The organism is Microbispora hainanensis, assembly GCF_006874475.1.
GTDB classification, from domain to species: domain Bacteria; phylum Actinomycetota; class Actinomycetes; order Streptosporangiales; family Streptosporangiaceae; genus Microbispora; species Microbispora hainanensis.
In genome coordinates this window covers 33,929-58,114 of record NZ_VIRM01000054.1, presented here as the reverse complement: position 1 = coordinate 58,114, position 24,186 = coordinate 33,929, and the positions used below count along the sequence as shown (strand labels likewise).

General features: G+C 71.3%; 27 protein-coding genes. 20 read left to right on the top strand and 7 right to left on the bottom strand.

Features of this window, described 5'->3' with window-relative positions:
• Positions 1–18 precede the first annotated feature (18 nt).
• The 8 genes from FLX08_RS32475 to FLX08_RS32440 all read left to right on the top strand — a co-directional run bounded on the left by FLX08_RS32475 (position 19) and on the right by FLX08_RS32440 (position 4,798).
• Positions 19–267, top strand: a complete 249-nt coding sequence (locus tag FLX08_RS32475) for a MoaD/ThiS family protein (RefSeq protein WP_142624074.1) — start codon at positions 19–21, stop codon at positions 265–267.
• Positions 268–355: 88 nt separating this feature from the next.
• Positions 356–1,036, top strand: coding sequence for an LmeA family phospholipid-binding protein (locus FLX08_RS32470; protein WP_142624073.1), 681 nt, complete (start codon positions 356–358; stop codon positions 1,034–1,036).
• A 61-nt stretch (positions 1,037–1,097) separates the two neighbouring features.
• Positions 1,098–1,610, top strand: coding sequence for a sigma-70 family RNA polymerase sigma factor (locus tag FLX08_RS32465; protein ID WP_244313069.1), 513 nt, complete (start codon positions 1,098–1,100; stop codon positions 1,608–1,610).
• Positions 1,607–2,575: an anti-sigma factor family protein gene (locus FLX08_RS41635; protein ID WP_208761797.1), complete on the top strand. Its 969-nt coding sequence runs from the start codon at positions 1,607–1,609 to the stop codon at positions 2,573–2,575. Before FLX08_RS32465 ends, FLX08_RS41635 begins: the two co-directional genes overlap by 4 nt.
• Before the next feature lie 138 nt (positions 2,576–2,713).
• Positions 2,714–3,079 carry a TlpA family protein disulfide reductase gene (locus tag FLX08_RS32455; protein ID WP_244313072.1) on the top strand — a complete coding sequence of 122 codons (366 nt, stop codon included), beginning with the start codon at positions 2,714–2,716 and terminating at the stop codon, positions 3,077–3,079.
• Between the two features lie 173 nt (positions 3,080–3,252).
• Entirely contained in the window at positions 3,253–3,663 is a 411-nt protein-coding gene (locus FLX08_RS32450) for a DUF4395 domain-containing protein (RefSeq protein WP_142624071.1), read from the top strand.
• Entirely contained in the window at positions 3,660–4,499 is an 840-nt protein-coding gene (locus tag FLX08_RS32445) for a sulfurtransferase (protein WP_142624070.1), read from the top strand. Before FLX08_RS32450 ends, FLX08_RS32445 begins: the two co-directional genes overlap by 4 nt.
• Entirely contained in the window at positions 4,499–4,798 is a 300-nt protein-coding gene (locus FLX08_RS32440) for a DUF1416 domain-containing protein (protein WP_142624069.1), read from the top strand. The genes FLX08_RS32445 and FLX08_RS32440 overlap by 1 nt, the downstream gene beginning before the upstream one ends.
• Before the next feature lie 77 nt (positions 4,799–4,875).
• Here the strand turns inward: FLX08_RS32440 and FLX08_RS32435 are convergent, their stop codons facing one another.
• From FLX08_RS32435 to FLX08_RS32425, 3 genes are all read right to left on the bottom strand, one after another.
• Entirely contained in the window at positions 4,876–5,568 is a 693-nt protein-coding gene (locus tag FLX08_RS32435) for an SDR family NAD(P)-dependent oxidoreductase (RefSeq protein ID WP_142624068.1), read from the bottom strand.
• 32 nt (positions 5,569–5,600) lie between these two features.
• Positions 5,601–5,927, bottom strand: a complete 327-nt coding sequence (locus tag FLX08_RS32430; RefSeq protein WP_208761796.1) for a putative quinol monooxygenase — start codon at positions 5,925–5,927, stop codon at positions 5,601–5,603.
• Between the two features lie 159 nt (positions 5,928–6,086).
• Complete coding sequence (locus tag FLX08_RS32425) at positions 6,087–8,864, bottom strand: helix-turn-helix transcriptional regulator (RefSeq protein ID WP_142624067.1); 2,778 nt, start codon at positions 8,862–8,864, stop codon at positions 6,087–6,089.
• A 90-nt stretch (positions 8,865–8,954) separates the two neighbouring features.
• On the opposite strand from FLX08_RS32425, the gene FLX08_RS41630 reads away from it, so the two are divergent.
• Positions 8,955–9,143, top strand: a complete 189-nt coding sequence (locus FLX08_RS41630; RefSeq protein WP_208761795.1) for a hypothetical protein — start codon at positions 8,955–8,957, stop codon at positions 9,141–9,143.
• Between the two features lie 148 nt (positions 9,144–9,291).
• The gene (locus tag FLX08_RS32415; protein WP_142624066.1) at positions 9,292–10,614 is read left to right on the top strand and encodes a hypothetical protein; all 1,323 of its coding nucleotides are present in this window, start codon (positions 9,292–9,294) and stop codon (positions 10,612–10,614) included.
• Here the strand turns inward: FLX08_RS32415 and FLX08_RS32410 are convergent.
• Genes FLX08_RS32410 through FLX08_RS32400 form a run of 3 tightly spaced genes read right to left on the bottom strand, consistent with a single transcriptional unit; the run spans position 10,568 to position 12,860 of the window.
• Complete coding sequence (locus FLX08_RS32410) at positions 10,568–11,527, bottom strand: hypothetical protein (protein ID WP_142624065.1); 960 nt, start codon at positions 11,525–11,527, stop codon at positions 10,568–10,570. The genes FLX08_RS32415 and FLX08_RS32410 overlap by 47 nt on opposite strands.
• On the bottom strand, positions 11,524–12,201 hold the full coding sequence (locus tag FLX08_RS32405; RefSeq protein WP_142624064.1) for a DUF4352 domain-containing protein: 678 nt from the start codon (positions 12,199–12,201) through the stop codon (positions 11,524–11,526). The genes FLX08_RS32410 and FLX08_RS32405 overlap by 4 nt, the downstream gene beginning before the upstream one ends.
• The gene (locus tag FLX08_RS32400) at positions 12,201–12,860 is read right to left on the bottom strand and encodes a hypothetical protein (RefSeq protein WP_142624063.1); all 660 of its coding nucleotides are present in this window, start codon (positions 12,858–12,860) and stop codon (positions 12,201–12,203) included. Before FLX08_RS32400 ends, FLX08_RS32405 begins: the two co-directional genes overlap by 1 nt.
• 145 nt (positions 12,861–13,005) lie before the next feature.
• Here FLX08_RS32400 and FLX08_RS32395 point away from each other — a divergent pair, with 145 nt between their 5' ends.
• The 5 genes from FLX08_RS32395 (at position 13,006) to FLX08_RS32375 (ending at position 20,695) form a co-directional block, all read left to right on the top strand.
• Positions 13,006–14,946, top strand: a complete 1,941-nt coding sequence (locus FLX08_RS32395) for a hypothetical protein (protein WP_142624062.1) — start codon at positions 13,006–13,008, stop codon at positions 14,944–14,946.
• Between the two features lie 126 nt (positions 14,947–15,072).
• A complete protein-coding gene (locus FLX08_RS32390; protein WP_142624061.1) occupies positions 15,073–18,162 on the top strand; it encodes an ATP-binding protein in 3,090 nt (1,029 codons plus the stop codon).
• 35 nt (positions 18,163–18,197) lie between these two features.
• Positions 18,198–18,581, top strand: coding sequence for a hypothetical protein (locus FLX08_RS32385; RefSeq protein WP_341874364.1), 384 nt, complete (start codon positions 18,198–18,200; stop codon positions 18,579–18,581).
• Between the two features lie 142 nt (positions 18,582–18,723).
• Positions 18,724–19,998 (top strand): DUF1727 domain-containing protein, encoded by a 1,275-nt coding sequence (locus FLX08_RS32380; protein ID WP_142624060.1) that lies wholly within the window; start codon positions 18,724–18,726, stop codon positions 19,996–19,998.
• The gene (locus tag FLX08_RS32375; protein WP_142624059.1) at positions 19,988–20,695 is read left to right on the top strand and encodes a type 1 glutamine amidotransferase; all 708 of its coding nucleotides are present in this window, start codon (positions 19,988–19,990) and stop codon (positions 20,693–20,695) included. The genes FLX08_RS32380 and FLX08_RS32375 overlap by 11 nt, the downstream gene beginning before the upstream one ends.
• A 27-nt stretch (positions 20,696–20,722) precedes the next feature.
• Here FLX08_RS32375 and FLX08_RS32370 read toward each other — a convergent pair whose 3' ends face one another.
• On the bottom strand, positions 20,723–21,085 hold the full coding sequence (locus FLX08_RS32370) for a DsrE family protein (RefSeq protein WP_142624058.1): 363 nt from the start codon (positions 21,083–21,085) through the stop codon (positions 20,723–20,725).
• Between the two features lie 161 nt (positions 21,086–21,246).
• On the opposite strand from FLX08_RS32370, the gene FLX08_RS32365 reads away from it, so the two are divergent.
• The 5 genes from FLX08_RS32365 (at position 21,247) to FLX08_RS32345 (ending at position 24,186) form a co-directional block, all read left to right on the top strand.
• Positions 21,247–21,741 carry a heme-binding beta-barrel domain-containing protein gene (locus FLX08_RS32365; RefSeq protein WP_142624057.1) on the top strand — a complete coding sequence of 165 codons (495 nt, stop codon included), beginning with the start codon at positions 21,247–21,249 and terminating at the stop codon, positions 21,739–21,741.
• Positions 21,742–22,090: 349 nt separating this feature from the next.
• Entirely contained in the window at positions 22,091–22,504 is a 414-nt protein-coding gene (locus FLX08_RS32360) for a Fur family transcriptional regulator (protein ID WP_142624056.1), read from the top strand.
• A gap of 82 nt (positions 22,505–22,586) precedes the next feature.
• Entirely contained in the window at positions 22,587–23,423 is an 837-nt protein-coding gene (locus FLX08_RS32355) for an STAS domain-containing protein (protein ID WP_244313068.1), read from the top strand.
• Positions 23,423–23,788 (top strand): STAS domain-containing protein, encoded by a 366-nt coding sequence (locus tag FLX08_RS32350; protein WP_208761794.1) that lies wholly within the window; start codon positions 23,423–23,425, stop codon positions 23,786–23,788. Before FLX08_RS32355 ends, FLX08_RS32350 begins: the two co-directional genes overlap by 1 nt.
• Positions 23,785–24,186, top strand: a complete 402-nt coding sequence (locus FLX08_RS32345) for an anti-sigma regulatory factor (protein ID WP_142624054.1) — start codon at positions 23,785–23,787, stop codon at positions 24,184–24,186. Before FLX08_RS32350 ends, FLX08_RS32345 begins: the two co-directional genes overlap by 4 nt.

The following is a 24,186-nucleotide window of genomic DNA, read 5'->3' as shown; positions in this document are numbered from 1 at the left end:
TGAGGGGAACGGTACGCCATGGCCAGGGGAACCATCCGCTACTGGGCGGCGGCCAAGGAGGCCGCCGGCGTGCCGGAGGAGCCGTTCGACGCCGAAACGCTGGGAGATCTGCTCGCGGGGATCTCGCGCGACCCGGCCGTCGAGCGCGTGCTGCGCCGGTGCTCCTTCCTCGTCGACGGCGCCCCGGTCGGCACGCGCGATCCGAAGACGATCGACCTCCCCGACGGCGCCGTGGTCGAAGTTTTACCCCCCTTCGCCGGGGGATGAGCGACCTTACGTGCCTCTCCCGTCAATCGGGCAAATCTTGCCGGTCAAGGCACTACCCTGATCGCAAAGGCGCCTTCGGAGGGGTCGGATGCGCAAGTTGGTCGTCGCCGTGGCCCTGCTGGCCATCGCGCTCGTCGTGCTCGACCGGGTCGCCGTGATCGGGGTGCAGCGTGAGATCGCCCGCCAGATCGAGGCCACGTATGACCTTGAGGAGACCCCTTCGGTGCAGATCAAGGGCTTACCGTTCCTCACCCAGGCCATCTCGGGCCGATACGAGGAGATCAGCATCGGCATCGGGAAGGTGGAGCGGGAGGGGGTGCAACTCGAACGCATCGACGCCACCGTCTATGGCGTCACCGCCCCGCTCTCCGACCTGATCCGGAACGCCGCGACCACCAAGATCAAGGCCGACCGCGTGACGGGCACCGTGGTCATCTCCCGGCAGACCCTGTCGGCCCGCGCGCCGCGCGGGATCAAGGTCGAAGGCACCGGCGACGACAAGATCCGCGTCTCGGGCAACGTGCCCGTGCTCGGAAACCAGGTGCCGGTCACCGCCGACATGAAGATCCAGGTGGTCAACGGCGGGATACGGCTCACGCCCGCGAACGTGAAGATCGCCGGCGGCATCCCCGTGCCGAACCCCGAGCGGCTCATGTCGTTCACGGTGCCGGTGAAGGACCTGCCGCTCAACCTCAGGATCACCCGCGTGAAGTCGACGAGCGAAGGGCTCGCGGTCCAGGGCACCGCGTCCGATGTCCCCCTTCGATGAGACCCCGCGTGACGATCGTCACACCGCCGAACCGCCACGGCCTGGCGTACGTGATGAGGGTGTGAGTCCAGCCGGAACCGCCGACGAGGAGCTCATACGCGCACTTTGGGAGGATCACGGAGGGCCGCTGTACGGCTACGTGCTGCGGCTGACCGGTGATCCGGGCAGGGCGGAGGACGTGGTGCAGGAGACGCTGCTTCGGGCCTGGCGGCATCCCTCGGGACTCCAGGGACGCCCGGTGCGCGCGTGGCTGTTCACCGTCGCCCGCAACCTCGTGGTCGATCAGCACCGGGCCCGCAAGTCCAGGCCCCAGGAGACCGGGGACGAGGCGCTCGCCGTGCTGCCCGCCGACGACGAGCTGGAACGGGCCGTCGAGTCGTGGGGGATCGCGGAGGCGCTGGCCTCGCTCAGAGCGGAGCATCGCGAGGTGCTCCTGGAGACGTACTACCGGGGGAGATCGGTGAAGGAGGCGTCGGAGATCCTCGGCATCCCGCCGGGAACGGTGAAGTCGCGGACCTACTACGCCCTCCGGGCGCTGAAGCTCGCCCTGGAGGAACGGGGGCTGGCGCCATGACCTGCGAGGAGGTGCGGATCTCGCTCGGCTCGTACGTGCTGGGGGCGCTCGACGCCGAGGAGACCGCCGAGGTCGAGGCCCACCTGGACACGTGCGCGGCCTGCCGGGCGGAGCTGGCCGAGCTGTCCGGGCTGCCGCCGCTGCTGGCCCGCGTGTCGGCCGAGGACATCGAGCGGGCCGCCGCGCCGCCGCGCGCCGTGCTCGACGGCGTCTTCTCGGGTGCGGCAAGCGTGCCCGAAGCCGCGCCCCAGGCAGTGGACGCGGCGCCCGCGCGGCGTGGGCGCCGGTCCCGTGTGCTGCTGGCGCTCGCCGCATCCGTCGTCGTCGCGGCCGCGGGAGGCACGGCGTGGGTGTCGGCGACGATGCGGGGGACGGGGACCACGGTGGCGGGGTCGGCCGCGGCGGCCCCGGCCCAGGCGGACCAGGCAGGTCAGGGAGAGATGGCCCAGGATCGGTCGGCCCAGGATCGGTCGGCGCAGGATCGGAAGGTGCAGGCCGACAAGTCGGCGGAGGCTCTCGTGGAGCCCTTCGCCGCCAAGGAGCCGCCCACACCCATGTCCTCGTCCAGGCCCTCGTCCGCTCCCTCGGCCGAGTCCTCCGCAGGGGCGGTGGCGAGGAAGGTCCAGCCGCCGCCCGCCGAGACGCCCGTCGCCGCGTCGCCCGTGCCGTCCGAGGTGCGCGGGAGCAGCGGCGACGTACGGATCACCGTACGGCTCGTGCCGCACGACGGCGGGACACAGGTCGTCGCCAGGGTCGCCGGCGTCCCGGCGGGCACGGTCTGCACGTTGCACGCGGTGTCCAAGGACGGCGCGGTTTCGACCCTCGGCAGCTGGACCGTGGGCAGAGGCGAGTTCCGCGGTCGGAACATGGTCCTCGAGGGCTCGACCGCGCTGCGCCCCGGTCAGATCGACCGGATCGAGCTGGCCGACTCGGCCGGCCGCGTCCTCGTGGCCGTCAGTCTGTGACCCTGCCGTGACCCGGCGCGGGAATCGGCCGCGCCGGGCGTACGGTTGCAGACGGTGATGGCAGGAATCGCGACCCTCGCGGCCACGCTCGTCCTGGGCGTGGTCGTCGGGCTGCTCCTGAGACGGCGCGACGGAAGGATGCGGGTCGTGGAACACGCCGCGGTGACGAGCGGTGATCTCGGCGCCGACCTCGGCGAGCGCGCCACGCTGGTCCAGTTCTCGACCGCGTTCTGCCAGCCCTGCCGCGCGACCCGCCGGGTCCTGGACGAGGTGGCCGGCATGGTCCCGGGCGTCCGGCACGTGGAGATCGACGCGGAGTCGCGCCTCGATCTGGTCAGGCGCTTCGACGTGCTGCGCACCCCGACCGTGCTCGTCCTCGACCGGGCGGGCAACGTGGTGAAGAGGGCGTCCGGCCAGCCGCGCAAGGCCGACGTCATCGCCGCGCTCGGGGCGGCCGTGGACGGCGCGTCTCACGGGCCGTCTCAGCCATCGGACAAGGTGTGACAGATGCCGAGACGGAAGGTACTGTCGTGGTCATGACTCCCACGACAGAGCTGCTCACGAAGCGGCGCGCGGTGGACTTCTGCCGCGTCGCGACATCGCTCTGTCGCATGGCCTGAGGGTGATTCCTGCGGCTTCGTGCCGCCTTCCAAGAATCCTTCAGGAGCATCCCCACGATGCAGATCGACCCTCGTGGCCCGCGTTTCGGCGCGGCCGTGACCAGTGTGGTCCTCGCGGTCGTACTGGTCACTCAGAATCCCTGGTTGCTCGCCGCGCAGGCGATCGTCTTCGCGCTCGGCGCCGCTGACGCGTCGCCGTACGGGCTGGTCTTCCGCCGGTTCGTACGGCCGAGACTGAAGCCGCCGGCCGAGACGGAGGACGCGGCGCCGCCGCGGTTCGCGCAGGCCGTCGGGCTGGGATTCGCGGTCGTGGGACTGATCGGATTCGCGGCGGGGATCACCGCACTGGCCTTGGGTGCGACAGCAGCGGCACTGCTGGCCGCCTTCCTCAACGCAGCGTTCGGCTTCTGCCTGGGCTGCGAAATGTACCTGCTCATTCGCCGTCTACAACCTGGGAGAATCCAATGAGCCGCTCCGCCGTTCTGGTGGACGCCGACTGGGTCGAGGCCAATCTCGACTCGCCGGGTGTCGTGCTCGTCGAGGTCGACGAGGACACCAGCGCCTACGACAAGGGTCACATCCGCGGTGCCGTGAAGATCGACTGGCGCACCGACCTGCAGGACCCGGTCCGCCGCGACTTCGTCGACAAGGCCGGTTTCGAGGCGCTGCTGTCGTCGCGCGGCATCGCCAACGACGACACCGTCGTCCTGTACGGCGGCAACAACAACTGGTTCGCCGCCTACGCCTACTGGTACTTCAAGGTCTACGGCCACGAGAACGTCAAGCTGCTCGACGGCGGGCGCAAGAAGTGGGAGCTGGAGTCCCGCGAGCTGGTGACGGACGTCGTCGAGCGCCCGGCCACGCAGTACGCGGCCCAGGAGCCGAACAACGACATCCGCGCCTTCCGTGACGACGTCGTCGCCGCGATCGGCAAGCTGAACCTGGTCGACGTGCGCTCTCCCGACGAGTTCACCGGCAAGCTGCTCGCCCCGGCCCACGTTCCGCAGGAGGCGGCGCAGCGCGGCGGCCACGTGCCCACCGCCCGCAACATCCCGTGGTCCAAGGCGGCCAACGACGACGGCACCTTCCGCTCCGACGACGAGCTCCGCGAGCTCTACTCCGGCGCCGGCGTGGACCTCTCCAAGGACACCATCGCCTACTGCCGCATCGGCGAGCGCTCCGCGCACACCTGGTTCGTGCTGCACGAGCTGCTCGACCAGCCCAACGTCAAGAACTACGACGGTTCGTGGACCGAGTACGGCTCGCTCGTGGGCGTGCCGATCGAGCTGGGGGAGGCCCGCTGATGACCACCCAGGGTTGCGCTGCTCCTGAGCAGACCGTCGCGCTGCCGGCCGGCATCGACCTGTCCAACCAGGCCGTGATCCAGGGCGTCGTCTCCGGCGCCGGCTCGGCGTACGCCCGCCTGCTGGACCACAGCGGCGAGTTCACCGGCGAGGTCGTCGTCTCCGACGAGGGCATCTTCCGCTTCTTCGCCGCGCCCGGCCAGTGGACCGTCCGCATCATCGCCGGCGGCGGCGTCACCAAGGACGTCCCCGTCGAGGCCAAGCTCGGCGAGGTCGCCCAGCTCTCGGTCGCCGTCTGATCCACCGCTTCACAGAAGGCCGGTGCGTTCCCGCGAACGCACCGGCCTTTCATGGTGTGCGCGGCATGGGGTGATCATCACCAGGGGAGCACACCGGCGCGGTCGGTGACCGTGCCGGTGGGCGTGTCAGGCCCCAGGGTGGCGATGCGCACCGCGGCCTCGGCGCCCTCCTCGACGCTGTGCCCGAGGCGGCCGGTGAACTCGGTCGCGGTCTGGCCCGGGTCCACGGCGTTGAAGCGGACGTCGGGAATCGCCTTGGCGTACTGCATGGTCAGCATGGTGACCGCGCTCTTCGACGAGCTGTAGGCGGCCAGCACATAGTGCGACTCGACGCGCTCGGGGTCGTGGGTCAGCGTGAACGACCCCAGGCCGCTGGTGATGTTGATGACGGATGGAACGCTCCCCGCGCGCAGGAGCGGCAGGAACGCGCGCGTGACCCGTACGAGGCCGAAGACGTTGGTCTCGTAGACATGGCGGACCTGGTCGGCCGTCATTTCCTCGGGTGAGGTGACCTCACCGAGGATTCCGGCGTTGTTGATGAGGACGTCCAGGTGGCCCACGCGCGTGCGCAGCGTTTCGGCCGCCGCGTTGACCGACGCGTCGTCGGTCACGTCCAGCTGGACGAATCCGGCGCCGAGCCGGTCGGCGGCCTTGCGGCCGTTCTCGGCGTCCCGGGCTCCGATCCAGACGGTCTGGCCCGCCTGGATGAGCCGGCGCGCCGCCTCGTGGCCGAGTCCTCTGTTGCCGCCGGTGATCAATGTGGTCGTCATGGTCCTTCTCTCCGTAGCGTGCGGGGTCGTGTCTAGTGGGCGGGGCGGAAGGGGCGCAGCAGGCGGATGCCGTCCTCGATGGAGCCCTCGATCAGCTCGAGCATCTGCGGGATGAGTTCCTGCATCCGGGGCGCGGCGAGATGGGCCTCGAGATGGGCGCGGCTCTCCCAGCGTTCGTAGATGACGAACGAGCCGGGCGCGCCCTCGACCTCGTGGGCCTCGTAGTCGATGTTGCCCGGGTCGTTGCGCGAGGGGGTGACGGCCGCGGTGTCGAAGACCTCGGTCGGCAGCCCTCCCGGGTTCGATTCCGTCTGGAGCAAGAAGATCTCGGCTCCCTCGCCGGTGGTGACGCACGGCACGCTGTGCTCCTCGCGGTCTCGCCCGAGTGCCGGGCGGCTTGATGTACCCACGAGGGTGGCTCAGCGCGGTCTCCGACAGCCTCCGTCAGCTGACTGCCATGTGATCGCCGGATGCTTACGTCAGGGCCGTGGCAGTACCGCGACCGGGCCGGTGGACCTTTACGGCCGCGCCGTCGGGGGCTCCGGGGGCAGCGCCTCGAGAGCGTCGCGGAGTGCGGCACGTGACGTGATTCCCAGCTTGGGGAACAGGCGGTACAGGTGTGACGAGACGGTTCGTGGCGAGAGGAACAGCCGCGACGCGATCTCCGGGTTCGACAGCCCTGTCGCCGCGAGCCTGGCGACCTCCAGCTCCTGCGGGGTGAGGGTCGCGCCGGCCTTGCTCCGGGCGGTCCGCGTCATCCCGGTGGCTCGAAGCTCCGCCGCGGCCCGGGCCTCCCACGAGCGGGCCCCGAGCTGCTCGAAGCGGCTGCGGGCCGCGGTCAGCTGCACGCGGGCGTCGCGGTTGAGTCCTTGACGGCGCAACCTCTCGCCGTACGCCAGGTGAGCACGGCCGACCTCGAAGGGCCACTGCTCGATGCCCGGCACCGCGAGTGCCTCCTCGAAGCGCTGAGCCATGATCTCGGGACCCGACGTCATCGCGGCGACCGTGGCCGAGCTCAGCGCGAACCGCGACGAGAGGCGGGCGACGCCGGCGCTGCGCACCGCGTCCGCGTGCCGTCGCGCCTCGTCGAGGCGCCCGGAGCGCAGGGCCGCCTCGACGAGGTCCGGTGCGGACCACACGGCCTCCGGGTTGAAGGGCGGCAGCACACCCGCGGTGCAGATCGCCGTTGCGTGCCGGAAGGCCGTCTCGAAGTCGGCGGCCCCGAGGGCCGCCCGCGCCGCCGCCTGGTGGGCGCAGTTCTCCATCCGTCGCAGGCCCCGGGGCCCCGACCAGCTCCAGATCTTCTCGCAGTGGTCGCGGCACACGTCGAGGTCGCCGCGCTGGGCCGCGACCATTGCGGCGACGTAGTGCCCCACCTGGCCGAACAGGTCGTACGCCGTCTCCTCGCACAGCGCGATGAGTTCGGCTGCGGCGTCCGCCGCCGACGGCCACCGGCCGACGTCGAGGTCCTCCAGCGCGACGAAGATCAGGCCCGGCATGCTCGCTCCGACCACGCCGCCGTCGCGGCCGTCGCCGATGACGCGGGACACGGCCTCGCGACAGCCGGGGAGGCGATCGAGGTACGAGGCGGCCAGCGCGGTGCGGATGACCACGTCGGCGTCGGTCTGGTCCTTGAGCTGCGCGATCTCGTCGTCCAGGCGGCGCAGCAGATCGTCGGTGACGGCGCCGGGGTCGTGGTGGATCCGCGCCAGCGACACCGCGGCGGCGGGCGGCGCGTCGGGGAACCGCGCGAGCAGGTCGACCAGCGGCCGCCAGTGCTCCGGCCGGCCCGAGTACTCGCCGGCGAGCGTCAGGGTGAACAGCGCGGTCTCCAGCTCGCCGCGTGGCAGGCCGGACGGGATCGGAGCCTGTCCGATCGCCTTCATCAGGATGGCGTGGGCGGTGTCCGCGTCACCCTCCGTGACGAGCACGAGAAAGCCGGCGGTCGCGGCCGCCGCGAGCGACCGGGCCGCCGGGTCGCCCTGCACCTCGCGCATGATCTCGTGCGAGATCTCCAGGTGGCCCGCGAGCCAGGCGGCGACGTAGGCGGCCTGCGACAGGCGGCGTCTCCGGGCCGCCTGGTCCGGACTCAGCTCGGCCGCACGCCGCAGCCGCGCGATGGCGCCGGCGGCGTCGCCGCGCCGCAGGCTGCTCTGGGCCGCCGACTCGATGACGGTGGCGACCGTCTCGTCGGGCGCCGTCGTGGCCCTCGCGAGGTGATCACCGCGGCGTTCGGGCTGGTCGACCAGCGCGTCGGCCAGCCGGCGGTGGGCGCTGCGCCGCTGCTCGCCGGTGGAGCCGTCGACCACCGCGGACCTGACCAGCGGATGCCGGAAGCGCACGACGCGGCTGTTCTCCGCGACCTTGACCAGGTGGTCGCGCTCGGCGGGAGCGAGTCCGTCGAGCCCACCCGGCCCGCCGGCCGCCTCGAGAACGCCGATGTCGCCTGAGCCCTCGAGAGCCGCGAACAGGAGCAGATCGCGCGTTCGCCGCGGTAGCCGCTCGACGCGGGCGGCGTACAGAGCACGGACGTCTCGTGCCGGGCCGCTCGCCCACGCCGCACCTCCGCCGTGGGGATCACCGGACACCGTGGTGGATCCGGCGAACTCGAGCAGGGCGAGCGGGTTCCCCTGTGCCTCTCTCGCCACTGTCCGGAGGACCCGGCGAGGGAGGTGAGCGAAGCGCCGGGACAGCAGTCGCAGTGCGTCCGCGTCGTTGAGCGGCGCGACCTGGAGCTCCGCCAGGCCGGTGGGCTGGAACGACGCGCCGGATTCCGCTCGCCGGGAGGCGAGCAGCCCGATGCGGTGACCGTCCAGTCTTCTGGCGACGAAACCCACCGCGGATCGGCTCGCGTCGTCGATGACATGAAGATCGTCGACGACGAGGAGCAGCGGCCGCTCCTTCGCGGCCTCGGCGAACAGCGACAGTGCGGCGTTCAGGACGGCGATCCGGCTCGGCGCGGGGCCGGCACCCAGACCGAGCGCGACTTCGAGGGCCTCTCTCATGGGACGCGGCAGACGACCGAGCTCGGGCGACAGCGAGACGATGAGCTGGTGGAGCCCCGCGAAGCTGATGTCCGTCTCGTATTCGACGCCGCTGCCGCGGACCACCCGGAACCCCTTCGCGACCGCCGGCTCGGCGATCGCGTCCAGGAGCGCCGTCTTGCCCACCCCCGGATCACCGGTGAGCAGGATGGCGGCTCCGTCCGTCCCGGCCGTGTCCAGGAACGTCAGGAGCTCGGCGAGCTCGCGGTCTCGACCGACCAGTCCGGTCGGATCGACGCCTACGCCTGCCACTGCCGTCGCCCGCCTCCTGCTGCGTCCCCTGTCCTGCCGCGCTGAGCAGCCGAACGACCGGCCGCGCACCTGAGCAGGGATTATCCCACCATGCCCACCACCCGGACGCGCGCGGCAGCGTCGGCACGGTGCACCGCCGCGCTCGCGCGATGCATCGAGCGTCTCGACGAGGCGTTGCCGCCCGAGGACTACGAGCGTGAGGACGTGCCCTTCGAGGCGGCCTTCCTCGCGGGCAAGGCGTTTCCCGCCTATCGCAGGCCCGGGGGTGAGAAGAGGTGACCGCTGCCCGACTTCTTCATCGGCGTGCACGCGGCGGTGCGGAAAATACCGGCCACTCACCCGTGACACCACCCGATATCGGACCTACTTCCCCACAGTCGAGCTCATCGCTCCGTAGGGAGGACCGAGAGCCGATAGCATGCGGCAGGTGTCCGGAACGTCCGCACTTGCCGCCCCTCGCCAGGATGCCGCGCCGCGCCGGGCCTCCTGGACGCTGTCGCCGTACGCGTTGCCGCTGAACGCCCTGCGGATCCTCGCCAAATGCGCCCTGCCGCTGATCCTCTGGTTCTCGGCCGGACGGCTGGTGCGGTGGGGGCTGCTTCTGCTGGCCGCCACCATCTCGCACGGCTCGTGGTATCAGGCCCGGCTGGTCGTGACGATGTTCCTCTTCACGCTCGTCGTGATGACGTCGCTCGCCACGACCGTCGGCATGCTGTACGTCGTCCGTGAGGCGCTGCTGGAGACCCAGACCCGGCGCGCGGGCGGCGAGGCCAAGGAGAGCATGCTCAACGCGCTCAACCGCACCGCGCTCGTCTTCGCCGGCATCTACACCACCTGGGGGTTCGTCGCCGACGACGCCAGGGAGTTCGCCAACATCGACATCCTGCGGCAGCCGGACCGCTACCTGCTCGACGCGGGAAGCGGCAACGACAGCGGGGTGGCGGCCGGGCTGCTCAACCTCGATCCGAAGGTCTCCCTGGCCACGATGATCGTCGCCTACGTGGTGAAGTGGTACTTCGGCCGCCGCCACGAAGCGGGGGAGGGCCGCTTCTCCGGCATCCTCGCCACGTTCGGGGAGCTCGCGTTCGCGTTCTACGGGATCAACGCGATCGCCGCCGCGGTGGGGGCACGCTCCGACTGGATCGGTCAGCGGTCCGCCGTCGCCGCCTGGCACGACTTCGCGGCCAACGCCGAGGAGAGCGTCCCGGGGTGGAAGCCGGCCACCGAGTGGCTGGGCGGCGTCTGGCCGTACGTCGTCGACGCCCTCGCCATCCCGCTCACGTGGCTGACGATCGGCATCCTGGTCTACGGCGCCTACGCGGAGGACACCCGCACCACGATCAGGGGGACGCGCCTGGAGCACGCGGCGGTCCACCTGGAGCGCACCCACAACTGGACGCGTCTCGCCCTCGCGAAGCTGAGCGCCGGCTGGACCGCTCGATGGATCCCGCTGCTCAACTCACTGCGGCTGACGGTGAGCGGGGGCGCCCCGCTGTTCGGGCTGTTCGCCCTCTGCTACGTCGGCCTGCACATCGGCGGCGACTATCTCCTCAGGGCCGGCCGCTACCTCACCGCGAGCGAGCAGCCGTACCTGTGGTTCGCGACCGGTGAGCCGGTCGTCTACGTCGTGGACCTGGTGGTGACCCTGGTGACGATGTGCCTGATCGCCGCCACGTTCGACCTCGCCGCGACCCGCCGCAGGCTCACCGGCGGAACCGGAGAACGTCATCATTCTTCTCCGGATTCGTGAACGCGTCCTTCACGAAGTCTTCGGCGGACTGATCGGGCACGTCACGGTAGGTGCTCGGCCGTAGGGCGACCTCGACCTCGTCGGCCACGGGCGGCGGGACCACGCCCATCATCTCCAGCCGATAGGGCGTGCCGATCTTGTTGTCCTTGACGTCGGGCGGCGTCTCGTCGTTCACCAGCTCCACCTGCCACGTGCGCCCGGCCCGGTCGGTGAACTTGACCTCCGCCGGCGCTCCGTGACGAATGGCGCCCTCGGCGTCGAGCGCGGTCCTGGTGATCACGATTTTCAGCCACTGGCGGTCGGACCGCTCCGGCTTGCCGGTGGGATCCTTGATTTTCTCCACGGTCGCCCGCCACGACACGTGCTGCCAGACTCCCGCCTGGCCGGGCTGCACGGTGTGGACGATGTCGTCGGGCCGGCCGTACTTGTACGCCTGGTAGCCGAACACCGTGGGGCCGCCGACGGCGAGCACGACGGACAGCACGGTTCCCCCCACGAGCAGGCCCGTACGCCGCCTGGGCGCGGTGGGCTCCACAGCGGAGACCCCTGCGGAGACTTCCGCGGGCACTTCAGCGGGCGGCACCCTGGGCGGCTCCGCAGGCGGCTCCGCGGACGGGGGAGCGGGCGCGAGCGCCCCGGGCGGCGGCTGCCGGTTCGTCCGCAGCGCGGGGAAGGGCTGGGTGGACCTGTCCTCCCCTTCGGGCCCCTCGGGTTCCAGGGGCGGCCACACCCGCAGGTCCGTCGGCGGCTTCAGCGTGCCGGGGATGGGTATGGAGGGCGGCGCCGTCGGTATGGGCGCGGGGAGGGGCCCGCTGTAGGTGATGTCGGAGGGCTGCTCGGCCGGGGGTGCGAACCAGTCGCGGGCGTCTGGGCCGTTCCTCGGCGGGGTTCCGTCCATGGGCGTCTCGGTCATCGGCTCGCGCTCACGAGAGAGTGGTAATCCTCCGCCTGTGAGATCAGCCGGCCGGCGGCGGCGCCGGACAGCCCCAGGTCGATCTGCGCCTCGGGCGCGAAGTTGTCGCTCACCAGCGGGCTGACGGGAGGGACGAAGACGAGGGCGGCGCCTGGCACGGCGTCTTCGGGCACCTCGAAGACGAGCAGCCCGCTCGACCAGAACCCGGGCTGGATGTACTTGTTGAACAGCGTCAGGGAGTCGCTGACCTTGTCCGTCGGTTCGTAGCTCCGGCCGTCCGCCGTCAGGAGGATCGGGGGACTGAGCCTGCTCAGCTTGAAGGGCTCGCGCGCGCTCGTCGCCGAGACGTCGACCAGGAGGAACAGGTTGCTCGTGGCCACCTTGGACACCTTGTTGGAGTAGTCCGTGGTGTCCACGGCGTGAGCGGCCGTGACCGACAGGGCCTTGACGGTGAAGCGCTTGGTCTCCACCGTCTCGCCGATCCGGCCCTTGTAGGTCAGATAGGAGATGCGTTGCTCGAAGGACACCGAGAAGTTCTGCTGTGCGTAGACCGCCGCCGCCGCGAGCACGATTCCGGCCACTCCTGCGGCGATGCGCTGTCCCGCGCTGCGCCGTGGCGGCTTCTTCCGCGCCGCGCGCCGTGCCGTGCGGCTCTCCACCTGGGTGACCGCCATCAGCTGCTCTCCTTCCGCACGGGAAGGGTGATCCGCGCGGCGACGTCGGGTTCGAAGGGGCCCTCGCCGTCCTCGTTCTGGCCGGCGAGGAACCAGTAATGGGTCTGGTCGCGCATGCCGACGGTCTCGTACGCGAACGAGCCCACGTCGAGGCTGACCTCCGAGGGCGCGGTCGCGGTGGGCTCGAGTTCGTACTTCACCACGACCGTGGTGGTGATCCCGGGGTGCAGTTGGTGGCTCTCGACGCCGAGGCTGAGCACGGAGACGTCGGGGCCGTACTTGGTCTTGATCTCCGGGCGGGTCCGCAGCAGGGAGCTGGCGAAGGTCGTGCTCTGGTGGAAGCCTTTGCCGGGCTCCGGCATGAGGCCGACCGAGGCGGTCTCCGTGCCCATGTTGGTGACCTTGAGGACGAGCTCCAGGTAGCGCTTATCGGTGCCGAAGTCGCCCTTCTCGGTGGTGTCGATCGCCTTGATGAACTGGGTGTGGAACTGCCCCTGGTCGATCACGTCGCCCGGCGAGACGGTGGGCGGCGGCTTCTCCGGGGCCTCCTTGAAACCGCCGAGCGCGGCGGTGACGCCGATGCCCACCACGGCCAGCGCGGAGGCGACCGGGACGAGGACCGGGCGTCGTCGGCGGGCGCCATTGGGGGATGACGTCATGGCAAGCGATCGTAGTACGACCACAGTTGCCCCATTGGTCGCATTGGTGCGGTCCCCCGCGCGGAAATACGTCCGAATGGCGAGAAGCGCGCCCTGACAGGGCTTCCAGCTCCTACGCTGAGACCGAGGCGGACATGGAGGGCCCGTGGGCGACCCGCACCCCGAGCATGCCCAGTTGCAGGCGGATCGGATCTACCTGGGCTGGCAGTACGCACTGCTGTACCCGGATCCCGGGCCGCCGCCGAAGCGACCCGCCAGGGAGGACGTCACCGAGCCTCCGGTGGACACCGAGTGGGTCCACCGGGAGCGGCTGCAGAAGGACCTGCTCAACCGCCCGGTCAAGATCTTCCGCACGTTCATGGCCGTCGTGGCCACCGGGATCCTGATCCTCGGCGTGACCGGCCTGCTCACCTGGTCGTTCGTGGCGCTGGGCCTCGTCGCCGCGGGCGGTGTGGCCGCCATCTGCACCTACGCCATCCGGCAGGGCGACCGTACGGTCGACGAGCGGCTCGACGAGCGCCGGCGCAAGGCGCTGCGCGAGCAGGAACGCCGCCAGCGCGAGATCGTCATGGCCCAGGAGGAGCACGCCGCGAAATACCGCGACTGGGCCGAGAAGAAGAACCGCTTCGACCGGCAGATCACCTGGTATGCCGTGGCGGTCCCCGACGACATCGACCGGGTCGACGTGGCCGGGGGCACGCTGACCGGCTGGTCGGCGCTGGTCACGCTGATCGGCGCGACCCGGCTCTACAGCGGCGGCCACCTGACCGTGCTCGACCTGTCGGAGGGCGCGATCGCCAAGGACCTGATCGAGCTGGCGCGCAGGGGCGGGGACGACCCGCTCGTCTGGGTGCTCCCGGTGGACCTGCCCCGGCTCGACCTGGGCGCGACGCTCAAGCCCGAGGCGTTCGCCGACGTGCTCGCCCACGTGGTGAGCGTCAGCGAGGAGACCAGCAGGGACATCGGCTTCGACAACGCGATCCTGGAGCGCGTGCTGGAGGTCCTGGGCGAGAACGCGACGATCAGCCAGGTCACCGCCGCCCTGCGGGCGCTGGCCCAGGTGGGCGACCCGCGCGACGACATGAAGGACGGCCTGCTCACGGCGTCGCAGCTCGAACGCATCGGCACGCTGTTCGGCCGGGGTGTGGCCGACCGGGTGGTCATCGAGCGGGCCTGGGCGCTGGAGTCGCAGCTGCGCAAGCTGGAGACGCTGGGCTCCCAGGCCGTACGGCTGCCGCCCGCGCGGCTGCGCGTCGTCAGCATGGACCGGCAGGCGGGGGTCTTCGGCAACCGGGTGCTCGGGACCTACGTCGCGACCGCGCTCACGCACATCCTGCGGCAGTCGCCGGCCAGCGAGCGGCCCTGGTATCACACGATCATCGTGGCGGGGGCCGACAAGCTGCGCGGCGACGTGCTCGACCGGCTCATGGACGCCTGCGAGACCTCGCGCACCGGGCTCGTGCTGACCTACCGCAGCCTCACCCCGACCGTGCGGGAGCGGCTCGGCCGGGGACACGCGGCGGTCGCGTTCATGCGCCTGGGCAACGCCGAGGACGCCCGGGTGGCCAGCGAGCACGTCGGCACCGAGCACCGTCTGGAGCTCGCCCAGCTCACCGAGACGTTCAGCACCGCGGTCAACGGCCCCAGCGGCTACTACACCTCCACCGTGGGCGAGAGCCGTACGGAGGGGGAGGAGAAGGGCGAGGGCGACCTGCGCGAGGACATCACCGAGTCGACCGAGTGGGGGCGGCGCGCGCCCACGGTGGCCGACGGGGTCCTGCAGCGGTCGCGGGAGTTCCTGGTCGAGCCGCACCAGCTCCAGCAGCTCCCGACGACCTCCGTGATCGTCACCTATTCGACGGCGGAGGGACGCCAGGTGCGCCTCGCCGATGCGAACCCGGCGATACTCACCTTCCCCAAGACGACGCTGGGGGAGTTCGAGGAGATCCGGCGGGCCGCCCTCGCGCCCCCCGAGCCCGACCCCGAGCCGGAGCCGGAGGAGCCCGTGCTGCCCGACGTGCCTCCGAACGTGCCCCCTAACCTGGGCCCACCGCCGCCCCGCCTCGACTGGCGCAAGCGGTCATGAGCGCCTCCGAAACGTCGTACGCGCCCATGACACCGTCCGCTGTCGGTAAGGGCATCGTCAACCGGGGTGTGCGGCCGTGATCGTTCGAGGAGTCTCTCCCCTGTTCGTCGTCACCTGAGGGGTCTGATGCAGCCGTTTCCCCTGAGCGGGCCGTGGTACCGGATTCAGGCGATCACCGCCCCATCGCGTAGTTCGTCCGCGGAGTGGGACTTCGTCACGGTGCTCCCCGCGGTCCTGTCCGCCGCGCAGCGCAACCGGCCGTTCGTCATCGGCTGGCTGTCGCGAGGTTCGGGTGCGCCGCTGGAGCTCATCACCAACGCGGGACCGCTCACACCGCCCAAGCCGCCCAAGCGGGCGGCGACCACGCCGGAGCCGCCGGTCACCGGCCCGCAGCCGCTGCTGTTCCCCGGCGGCGCGCGCGGCGTGGAGATCGGCGACGAGTGGCTGGCCGACCTCGCCGACCTCGTCTGGACGCCGTGCCCCGGCCGGCAGGCCCCGCCGCTCTACGGCAGGCGCGAGCCGGAGCCCGACGAGACGAAGCGGCCCACATTGTTCGAGTCGACGCTGGTCACGCTCATGTCCCGGCCGTTCGCGTGGGTGGTGGTCGCCGAGCCGACCGACCTGCTCGACGCCGAGGTGGCCCACCTGCGCACCCAGCTCAACGTGCTGCGCCAGTATGGCGACGCGTCGGAGCGGTCGCGGTTCGACGCCGAGCGGGCCGAGCGCAGGATGCAGGAGCTCGACGCCTTCCGCGAGGCGGGCCTGTGGAACGTCCGGGTGCTGGCCGGCGCGGCCGGCCCCGACGAACTGCGCCAGATCGCGCCGGTGCTGGTCGGCTCGGTGGAGATGAGCCACCACCCCTATCGGCTGCGCAGCGCGATGTCGCTGCCCGCCCTGTCCGGCGACGGCACCTGCGAGTCCGTGTACGGCTTCGGGGAGGCGCTGGCCGTCGACCTCCAGGACTCGGCCGACGGCGCGGCGGCGCCGTTCGCGGCGACGGCCGGGGCCCTCGCCGCGCTCGCCGGGCTGCCGCGCCGCGAGGTGCCGGGGGTCCGGGTGCTCGACGCGGGCTTCTTCGACGTGACGAGCGAGACCGAGGTCGAGGGCTCGGCGGAGACCGTCGACCTGGGCGCGATCGTCGACGGGCAGGACCGCGCCGTCGGGACGTTCCGGGTGCCGCTGGCCACGCTGAACCGCCACGCCTTCGTCACCGGCGCCACCGGCTCGGGCAAGTCGCAGACCGTACGCCACCTGCTTGAGCAGCTCACCAAGGCGGGCATCCCGTGGCTGGCCATCGAGCCGGCCAAGTCGGAGTATGCCGCGATGGCGGGCCGGGTGGAGCACCTCGCGCCGCTGACCGTCATCAACCCCTCGGCGCCCGACAACGTGCCGATCAGCGTCAACCCGCTCGCGCCCGAGCCCGGCTATCCCGTGCAGGCCCACATCGACATGGTCAGGGCGCTGTTCATGGCGGCGTTCGACGCCGAGGAGCCGTTCCCGCAGATCATGTCGCTGGCGCTGCAGCGCGTCTACGAGGCCAACGGCTGGGACGTGGTCACCGGCGGCGGCATCCCGGGTGCCGCCGTGCAGCCGGCCGTGCCGACCCTGGAGCAGCTCCAGCAGCAGGCGCTGGAGGTCATCCAGGAGATCGGCTACGGCAACGAGGTCCAGGCCGACGTCGAGGGCTTCATCAGCCTGCGCCTGCGCAGCCTGCGCGTCGGCAGTGCGGGCCGGTTCTTCGAGGGCGGCCATCCGGCCGACATCGGCGGCCTGCTCCAGCGCAATGTCGTGCTCGCGATCGAGGACGTGGCCAACGACGAGGACAAGGCGTTCCTCATGGGCACGCTGATCATCCGCATCGTGGAGCACCTGCGCATGCGCGCCCGCTCGGAACCGCGGGGCGAGGACGGCGCGGGCGGCCTGCGGCACGTCATCGTCATCGAGGAGGCCCACCGGCTGCTGCGCGACCGGGGCTCCCAGCGGGCCTCCACCCACGCCGTCGAGCTGCTGGCCGGGATGCTCGCCGAGATCAGGGCGTACGGCGAAGGCATCATCGTGGCCGAGCAGATCCCCACCAAGCTCGTCTCCGACGTGGTGAAGAACACCGCGCTCAAGGTCGTGCACCGGCTTCCGGCCGAGGACGACCGCGCGCTCGTCGGGGCGGCGATGAATCTGAGCGAGGACCAGTCGCGCCAGGTGGTGTCGCTCCAGCCGGGCTTCGCCGCGGTGTTCGCCGACGGCATGGACCGCCCGCTGCGCGTCCAGGTGCCCCTGGGCGAGGACCGCGAACGCGAGACGCTCGGCCCGGTGCCGCCGATCTGCGGGCGCCGTTCGGCGGCCTGCGGGCGCGAGTGCCGTACGGGGAAGGCGTGCACGCTGGTCGAGCTGCGCGAGGCCGACCTGCTCGCCGTGGCCCCGGAGTGGGCGTGGCTGCGGATCTGGACCGACACGGTCGTGCTGGCGTTCGTGACGAACCGGTCGCTGCCGGGCGTGCCGCGCGTGCTCGCCGACATCTGGGCGGAGCTGCCGGCCAAGCGGCGCGAGTGCCTGCTGGCCACGCTGGTCGAGCGGTCGGTCGCGCGCCGCGCCTGGTCGCTGCGGACGTGGTTCGATCCCGCGCTGCTCACCGAGAAGGCCGCCGAGGTCGCCGCCGGACTGCTGGCGGCGGGCCAGGCGGACGGCGGAGAGAGCGAGCCGCCGATGCGGGCGGGCGAGCGGCCGGGCGCGGCCTGGGTGATCCCGCAGGTCCGCTGGCTGCACGAGGTGGACCGGCTGTTCCCGTTCGGGCATCCGGCGCCCAACCTGCGCAGCCCGGCCCCGGCGATGGAGTATCCGCTGTTCGGCACCGACCCCGCCGGCCGGCCGTACCCCCATCAGGGGGTCAACGGCGCCGAGCCGGCCGAGGGCGGGGTCGCCGTCGGCGTGCGCACCGAGCTGCTCGGCCACCGCGCCAAGGCGCTGCGCCACCACCCGCTGTCGATGGAGGTCGACCGCAACCGGGCCCTGGCCTGGCGGGTCATCCTGGGCGACGACGAGCACGAGGGCATCCAGCGCGACGTGACGACGGTCGCCATCGGGGTGGAGCCGCGCGAACGGGTCAAATACGTGGCCCAGACGATGAGCGCGGGCTGGCTGGAGACCGTGCTGTCCTGGCCGCGCCGGTTCGTCCTGCCGTTCGACGGCGACACCCCCGCGGAGCTGTCCTTCGGATCGTGATCCCCCCCAACCCCCGCAAGGAGTCCCGAGAGCCCATGCCCTCCTCTCGTCTGCGGCGACTCGCGTCCCAGCTCACCTGGCACTGGGAGAACCAGCTCCGGCCACGCATGTCCGGCCTCGGCGACGCGGAATATCTGTGGGAGCCGGCGGAGGGATGCTGGTCGATCCGCGCGCGGCCCGACGGCGCCTTCGCGCTGGACTGGGCGTTCCCGGCGCCCGAGCCGGCCCCGCTGACCACCGTCGCCTGGCGGCTGGCGCACATCGGCCAGACGCTCGCGCAGCGCGCCGACTACCACTTCGGCGGCGGCACGCTGACGATGGAGCGGATTCAGTGGCTTGCGTGTGAACCGGGAGATCATCCACCACGGCGCCGAGGTCGCGCTGCTCCGCGACCTCTATCGGGCCCGGCGGCCGGGTGATCGCGGGACGCCGTAGGACGGCGCGGCTCGGCGCCGCCACGCCGGCGCGGGCTCGGCGCGGGCTCGGCGCAGGCTCCGTGGAGGCGTCGTGCAGGCGTCGGGCAGGCGTCGGGCAGGCGTCGGGCGCGGTTAGGATCTCGGCATGAGTCAGCTTCCGTTGCGGGCGCAGCTCGCCAGCGCCCTGGGCCGCACGGCCGCGACGCTGTCCAGGGCCACCGGGCGTGGCGACGGCTCGGTGATCGGCGGCAGGGTCGGCCTCATGCTGGAGCCCGACCTGCTGCGCAAGCTCGCGGCCGACCGCAAGCTCGTCCTGGTCAGCGCCACGAACGGCAAGACCACGACGACGCGTCTGATCACCTCGGCACTGCAGGAATTCGGCGACGTCGCGACCAACGCCTTCGGCGCCAACATGCCCGCCGGGCACGTGTCGGCGCTCGCCTCCAACAAGGACGCGCCGTACGGCGTGCTGGAGGTCGACGAGAAATACCTCCCCGAGGTCCTCGACACGACCCACGCCGGGATCGTCTGCCTCATGAACCTGAGCCGCGACCAGATGGACCGGGCGGCCGAGATCTGGCTGCTCGCCCAGAAGTGGCGCCGCGCCCTCGCTGGCAGGCCCGTGCACGTGATCGCCAACTGCGACGACCCGCTGGTCACCTGGAGCGCGTCCACCGCCGCCCGGGTCACCTGGGTGTCGGCGGGGCAGCGCTGGCGTGAGGACTCCTGGTGCTGCCCCGAGTGCGGCGGCCCGCTCGACCGCTCCGGGTTCGGCAACGGCGGCCAGGGCCTCACCGCGGCGCAGATGGCCGAGACCAACTGGGCGTGCCGTGAGTGCACCTTCCGCCGGCCCGAGCCGACGTGGGTGCTCGACGGGGAGTACGTGACCGACCCCCGGGGCCGGCACTGGCGCCTGGACCTCCAGCTTCCCGGCCAGGCCAACCGGGCGAACGCCGCCGTGGCGCTGGCGGTCGCCGAGACCCTCGGCCTCGACCCCGCCCGGTCGCTGCCCCGGCTGCGTATGGTCACCTCCGTCGCCGGGCGCTACACGACCGTCGAGCGCGACGGCCGGTCGCTGCGTCTGCTGCTGGCGAAGAACCCGGCCGGGTGGCTGGAGGCGTTCGACGTCGCCGACCCGGCGCTGCCGATCATCTTGTCGGTCAACGCGCAGGGACCCGACGGCCGCGACACCTCCTGGCTGTGGGACGTCGACTATCGCATCCTGCGCGGCAGGCCCGTCCTCGTCACCGGCGAGCGCCGCCGCGACCTCGCGCTGCGGCTGGCCGTGGCCGAGGTCCCGTTCCAGCTCTGCGACTCGTTCGAGCAGGCGGTGGGCCTCCTCGCGCCCGGCAAGATCGACGTGATCGCCAACTACACCGCGTTCCAGCAGATCCGAGCGGAGTTCGGCCGTGCAGTCTGAATTGTCCATCGTCTGGATCTATCCCGACCTTCTCAGCACGTACGGGGACCAGGGCAACGTCCTGGTGCTGGAGCAGCGGGCCAGGGCCCGCGGCATCCGGACCAAGACCATCCACGTGCGCTCGTCCGACCCCGTGCCGCAGCAGGGCGACGTCTATCTGATCGGCGGCGGCGAGGACCGGCCGCAGATCCTCGGGGCCGAGCGGCTGCGCCGCGACGGCGGCCTGCACGCCGCGATCCAGCGCGGCGCCGCCCTGCTGGCGGTCTGCGCCGGCTACCAGATCATGGGCACGGTGTTCGGCGGCGAGGAAGGGCAGCCGGTGCCCGGCATCGGCCTGCTGGACATCAGCTCGGGGCGGGGCGAGCGGCGCTCCGTCGGCGAGCTGGCCGCCGAGGTGGACCCCGCGCTGGGGCTGCCCACGCTGACGGGCTTCGAGAACCACATGGGCGTGACCAGGCTCGGCCCCGGCGTGCGCCCGCTGTCGCGCACCCTCGTCGGCACCGGCAACGGCGACGGCACCGAGGGCTGCTACGCGGGCCGCATCATCGGCACCTACCTGCACGGGCCGGCGCTCGCCCGCAACCCGGCGCTGGCCGACCTGCTGCTGAGCTGGGTGGCCGGACCGCTGCCGCCGATCGACGACAGTTGGTATCAGGCGCTGCGCGACGAACGACTGCGCGCGGTGCTGCCGAGCTGACCGGTCGGCGAGTGGAGTAGAGCCGGGTCAGTAGACCAGCGCCTGCACGCCCTCGCCCAGGGCCTCCTCGACGAACGTGGAGGCCCCGGCGATGCGCACGCCGTCGATCACGTCGTCCACCGTGATGCCCCTGCGGGCCGCGCACTGGGTGCACAGCGTGACCCTGCCCGCGGCGAGCACGGCGTCGAGCAGGTCCTCCAGCGGGGCGGCCTCGGCCAGGGTGAACTCCTTGGCCCGGCCCGGCAGCGCGAACCACGCGGACTCGCCGGTCAGCCACAGCGAGACCGGGACACCGCTCGCCAGCGCGGCCGCCGCGACCGTGAACGCCTGGTTGCAGCGCTCCGGGGCGTCCGCCCCCGCCGTCACCTTTATCACCAGTGATCTCCCCATGCTTTCGTGCCCCTCCCGCCGATCTTTGCCCCGTCGCGGCACTGCCGAGCCTAGTCCGCCGGGGGTGGGTGGTGTGCGGTCGCATGCCGTACAAGTTGGACAATCGGCGCATGCCGGTGTGGGGTGCGAGGAGCCGCTCGCCCGCCTCTAAGCTCGTATTCATGGACGTACATCCCGACCTCGAGCCGATCGCCTTCCTCCTGGGCCGCTGGGAGGGGGCCGGGGTGATCGGCTATCCCACGATGGAGAGCGCCAACTTCGGCCAGGAGATCGTTTTCGGGCACATCGGGAAGCCGTTCCTGACCTACGAAAGCCGCACGTGGCTGCTCGACGCCGAGGGCAACAAGGTCCGGCCTCTGTCCATGGAGACGGGATTCTGGCGGATCCAGCCGGAGCGCCAGATCGAGGTGTGCCTCGCGCATCCGACCGGCATCGTGGAGATCTACGTGGGAGAGGTCGTCTTCCACAAGATCGAGCTGCGTACGGACGTGGTCGCGCGGACCACGACGGCCAAGGAGTACAACGCGGGCCACCGGCTCTACGGCCTGGTCAACGGCAACCTCATGTACGCCTACGACATGGCGGCGTTGGGGCACCCGCTGCAGTCGCACGCCTCGGCGGAGCTCAAGCGGGTCGGCGACTTCGAAGCCGAATAGCGAAAAAAAGAACCCCGGGCGCGCTCCGCCTCGTATGAGGCGGGCCGGCTGGACCATGGCCGGGACGGTAGTCGTCCGCGGCCGCCGGCTGCCCGGGGTTCCGGTGTCTGTCGAGGATTCGCCAGGATGTCGTCCGACATCCAGACGGAAGGTCCAGATGGACGAGTCCTAGCGGACAGCCACCTCGCTAGCCCAAGAATGATCAACCATTGTTTGGACCACCTCCCTTCTGCGTGCCTTCACGCTATGCGATCGTCGCGCGGGCGGGCAAACAATTTATGCGGTGACGTTCCCGCCCCTCCGCCGCAGCGGAGAAGACGCCCCCCGGGGCACGACTTACACTCTGGGCATGGCCGAGACTTGGCACGAGGAGCTGCGCGCCCGCGGCTACCGGATCACCCCCCAGCGCCAGCTCGTGCTGGAAGCGGTAACCGAGCTGGGACACGCCACACCTGAGGACATCTGCTGCCGCGTGCAGCAGACCGCCAGGGGCGTCAACATCTCGACCGTCTATCGGACCCTCGAACTCCTGGAGGAGCTCGGGCTGGTCACCCACACCCATCTCGGCCACGGTGCTCCCACCTATCACCTCGCCTCCGAGGCCGATCACGTCCACCTCGTCTGCCGGGGGTGCGGCGAGGTCACCGAGGTGGCCCCCGAGATGGTGGACGGTCTCGTCTCGGCACTGGACAAGGAACTGGGCTTCGCGACCGACGTCCGCCATCTGACGGTTTTCGGGTATTGCAGTAAATGTCGGCTATGACTATTCTGGTCCGTTTTGGGGCCTATGCTCGGGGGCCGGTAGCGTGACGAGTGGCGCATACGCCGATCGTCAGGAGATGAGGGTGACCGTTCCCGCGGACGCCGCCAGGCGGCGCATAGTCGAACTTTTTCTGTCCAGCGAGGAGCGGTTGCTCCAGCGATGGACCCAGTTGTCCGGAGCGTCTCCCGACGACCTCCGTGACCTCTACGAGGCGTTGCGCACCGCTCTCAGCAGCGACGACGGAGACTTCGCCGACGTACGCGGGCTGCTCGCCGAGCTCTCCCGCGCCCGCGTCCGGCAGGGGCACACCCCCTCCGACACCGCGCGGCTCGTCTTCTCGCTCAAGGAGGCGTTGTACGAGGCGGCCGAGGCCGACGGCGGCCCGGAGGCGCTGCGCGGGTTCGTGTGGTTCTCCCGGCTCGTCGACGACCTGGGCCTGTTCACCTTCGAGACCTACACCGCCGCCCGGGAGAGGATCATCCTCGACCAGGCCGAGCAGCTGCTCGAACTCTCGACGCCCGTGGTCAAGCTGTGGGAGGGCATCGTCGCCGTGCCGCTCGTCGGCACGCTCGACTCGGCCCGCACCCAGGTCGTCATGGAGAAGCTGCTGCAGACCCTGGTCGACACCGGCTCGGAGCACGCGGTCATCGACATCACCGGCGTGCCCGCCGTCGACACGCAGGTCGCCCAGCACCTGCTCAAGACCGTCGTCGCCGCCCGGCTGATGGGCGCGGAATGCGTCATCTCCGGCATCCGCCCGCAGATCGCGCACACGATCGTCACGCTGGGCATCGAGTTCGGCGACATCGTCACCAAGGCCTCGCTGGCCGACGCGCTGTCGTACGCGCTGAAGCGGAGCGGCGTGGAGATCACGGGCGCGGCGAAGACGAGGGTCGCGGTCAGGGCGGAGCGCGCCTGATGCAACGGGTGCCGATTCTGAAGCTCGGCGACATCCTGATCGTCTCGATCCAGATCGACCTGGACGACCAGAGCGTGCTGGCCCTGCAGGAGGACCTGGCAGACATGGTGGTCTCCACAGGTGCGCGCGGGGTCATCATCGACATCACGGCCGTCGAGATCGTCGACTCGTTCATCGGCCGCATGTTCTCCACGATCGCCGCGATCACCCGCATGCTCGACGCGGAGACCGTCGTGGTCGGCATGCGTCCCGCGGTGGCGATCACACTGGTCGAGCTGGGACTGTCGCTCGGCGGCGTGCGCACGGCGCTCAACCTGGAGAAGGGCGTCGCGATGCTGGAGCACGTCAGGGGCGGCGCGGGGTGAGCGCGCCCCGGGAGCTGCCCATCGCCACCAACGGTGACGTCGTCGTCGTGCGTCAGCAGACCAGGACCCTCGCGGCGGAGATCGGGCTCTCCCTGGTCGACCAGACGAAGATCGTGACCGCCGCCAGCGAACTGGCCAGGAACGCCCTCGTGCACGCCGGCGGAGGCCGGGTGGTGATCGAGGTGCTGGAGGGCGGGCGGCGGCCGGGCCTGCGGCTCGTCTTCACGGACGAGGGGCCGGGCATCCCGGACATCGAGCAGGCGCTGACCGAGGGCTGGAGCACCGCCGGGGGGCTGGGACTCGGGCTGAGCGGCTCGCGGCGGCTCGTGGACGAGTTCGACCTCGTCTCCGCTCCCGGCGAGGGCACCAGCGTCACGGTCACCAAGTGGGGCCGGTGA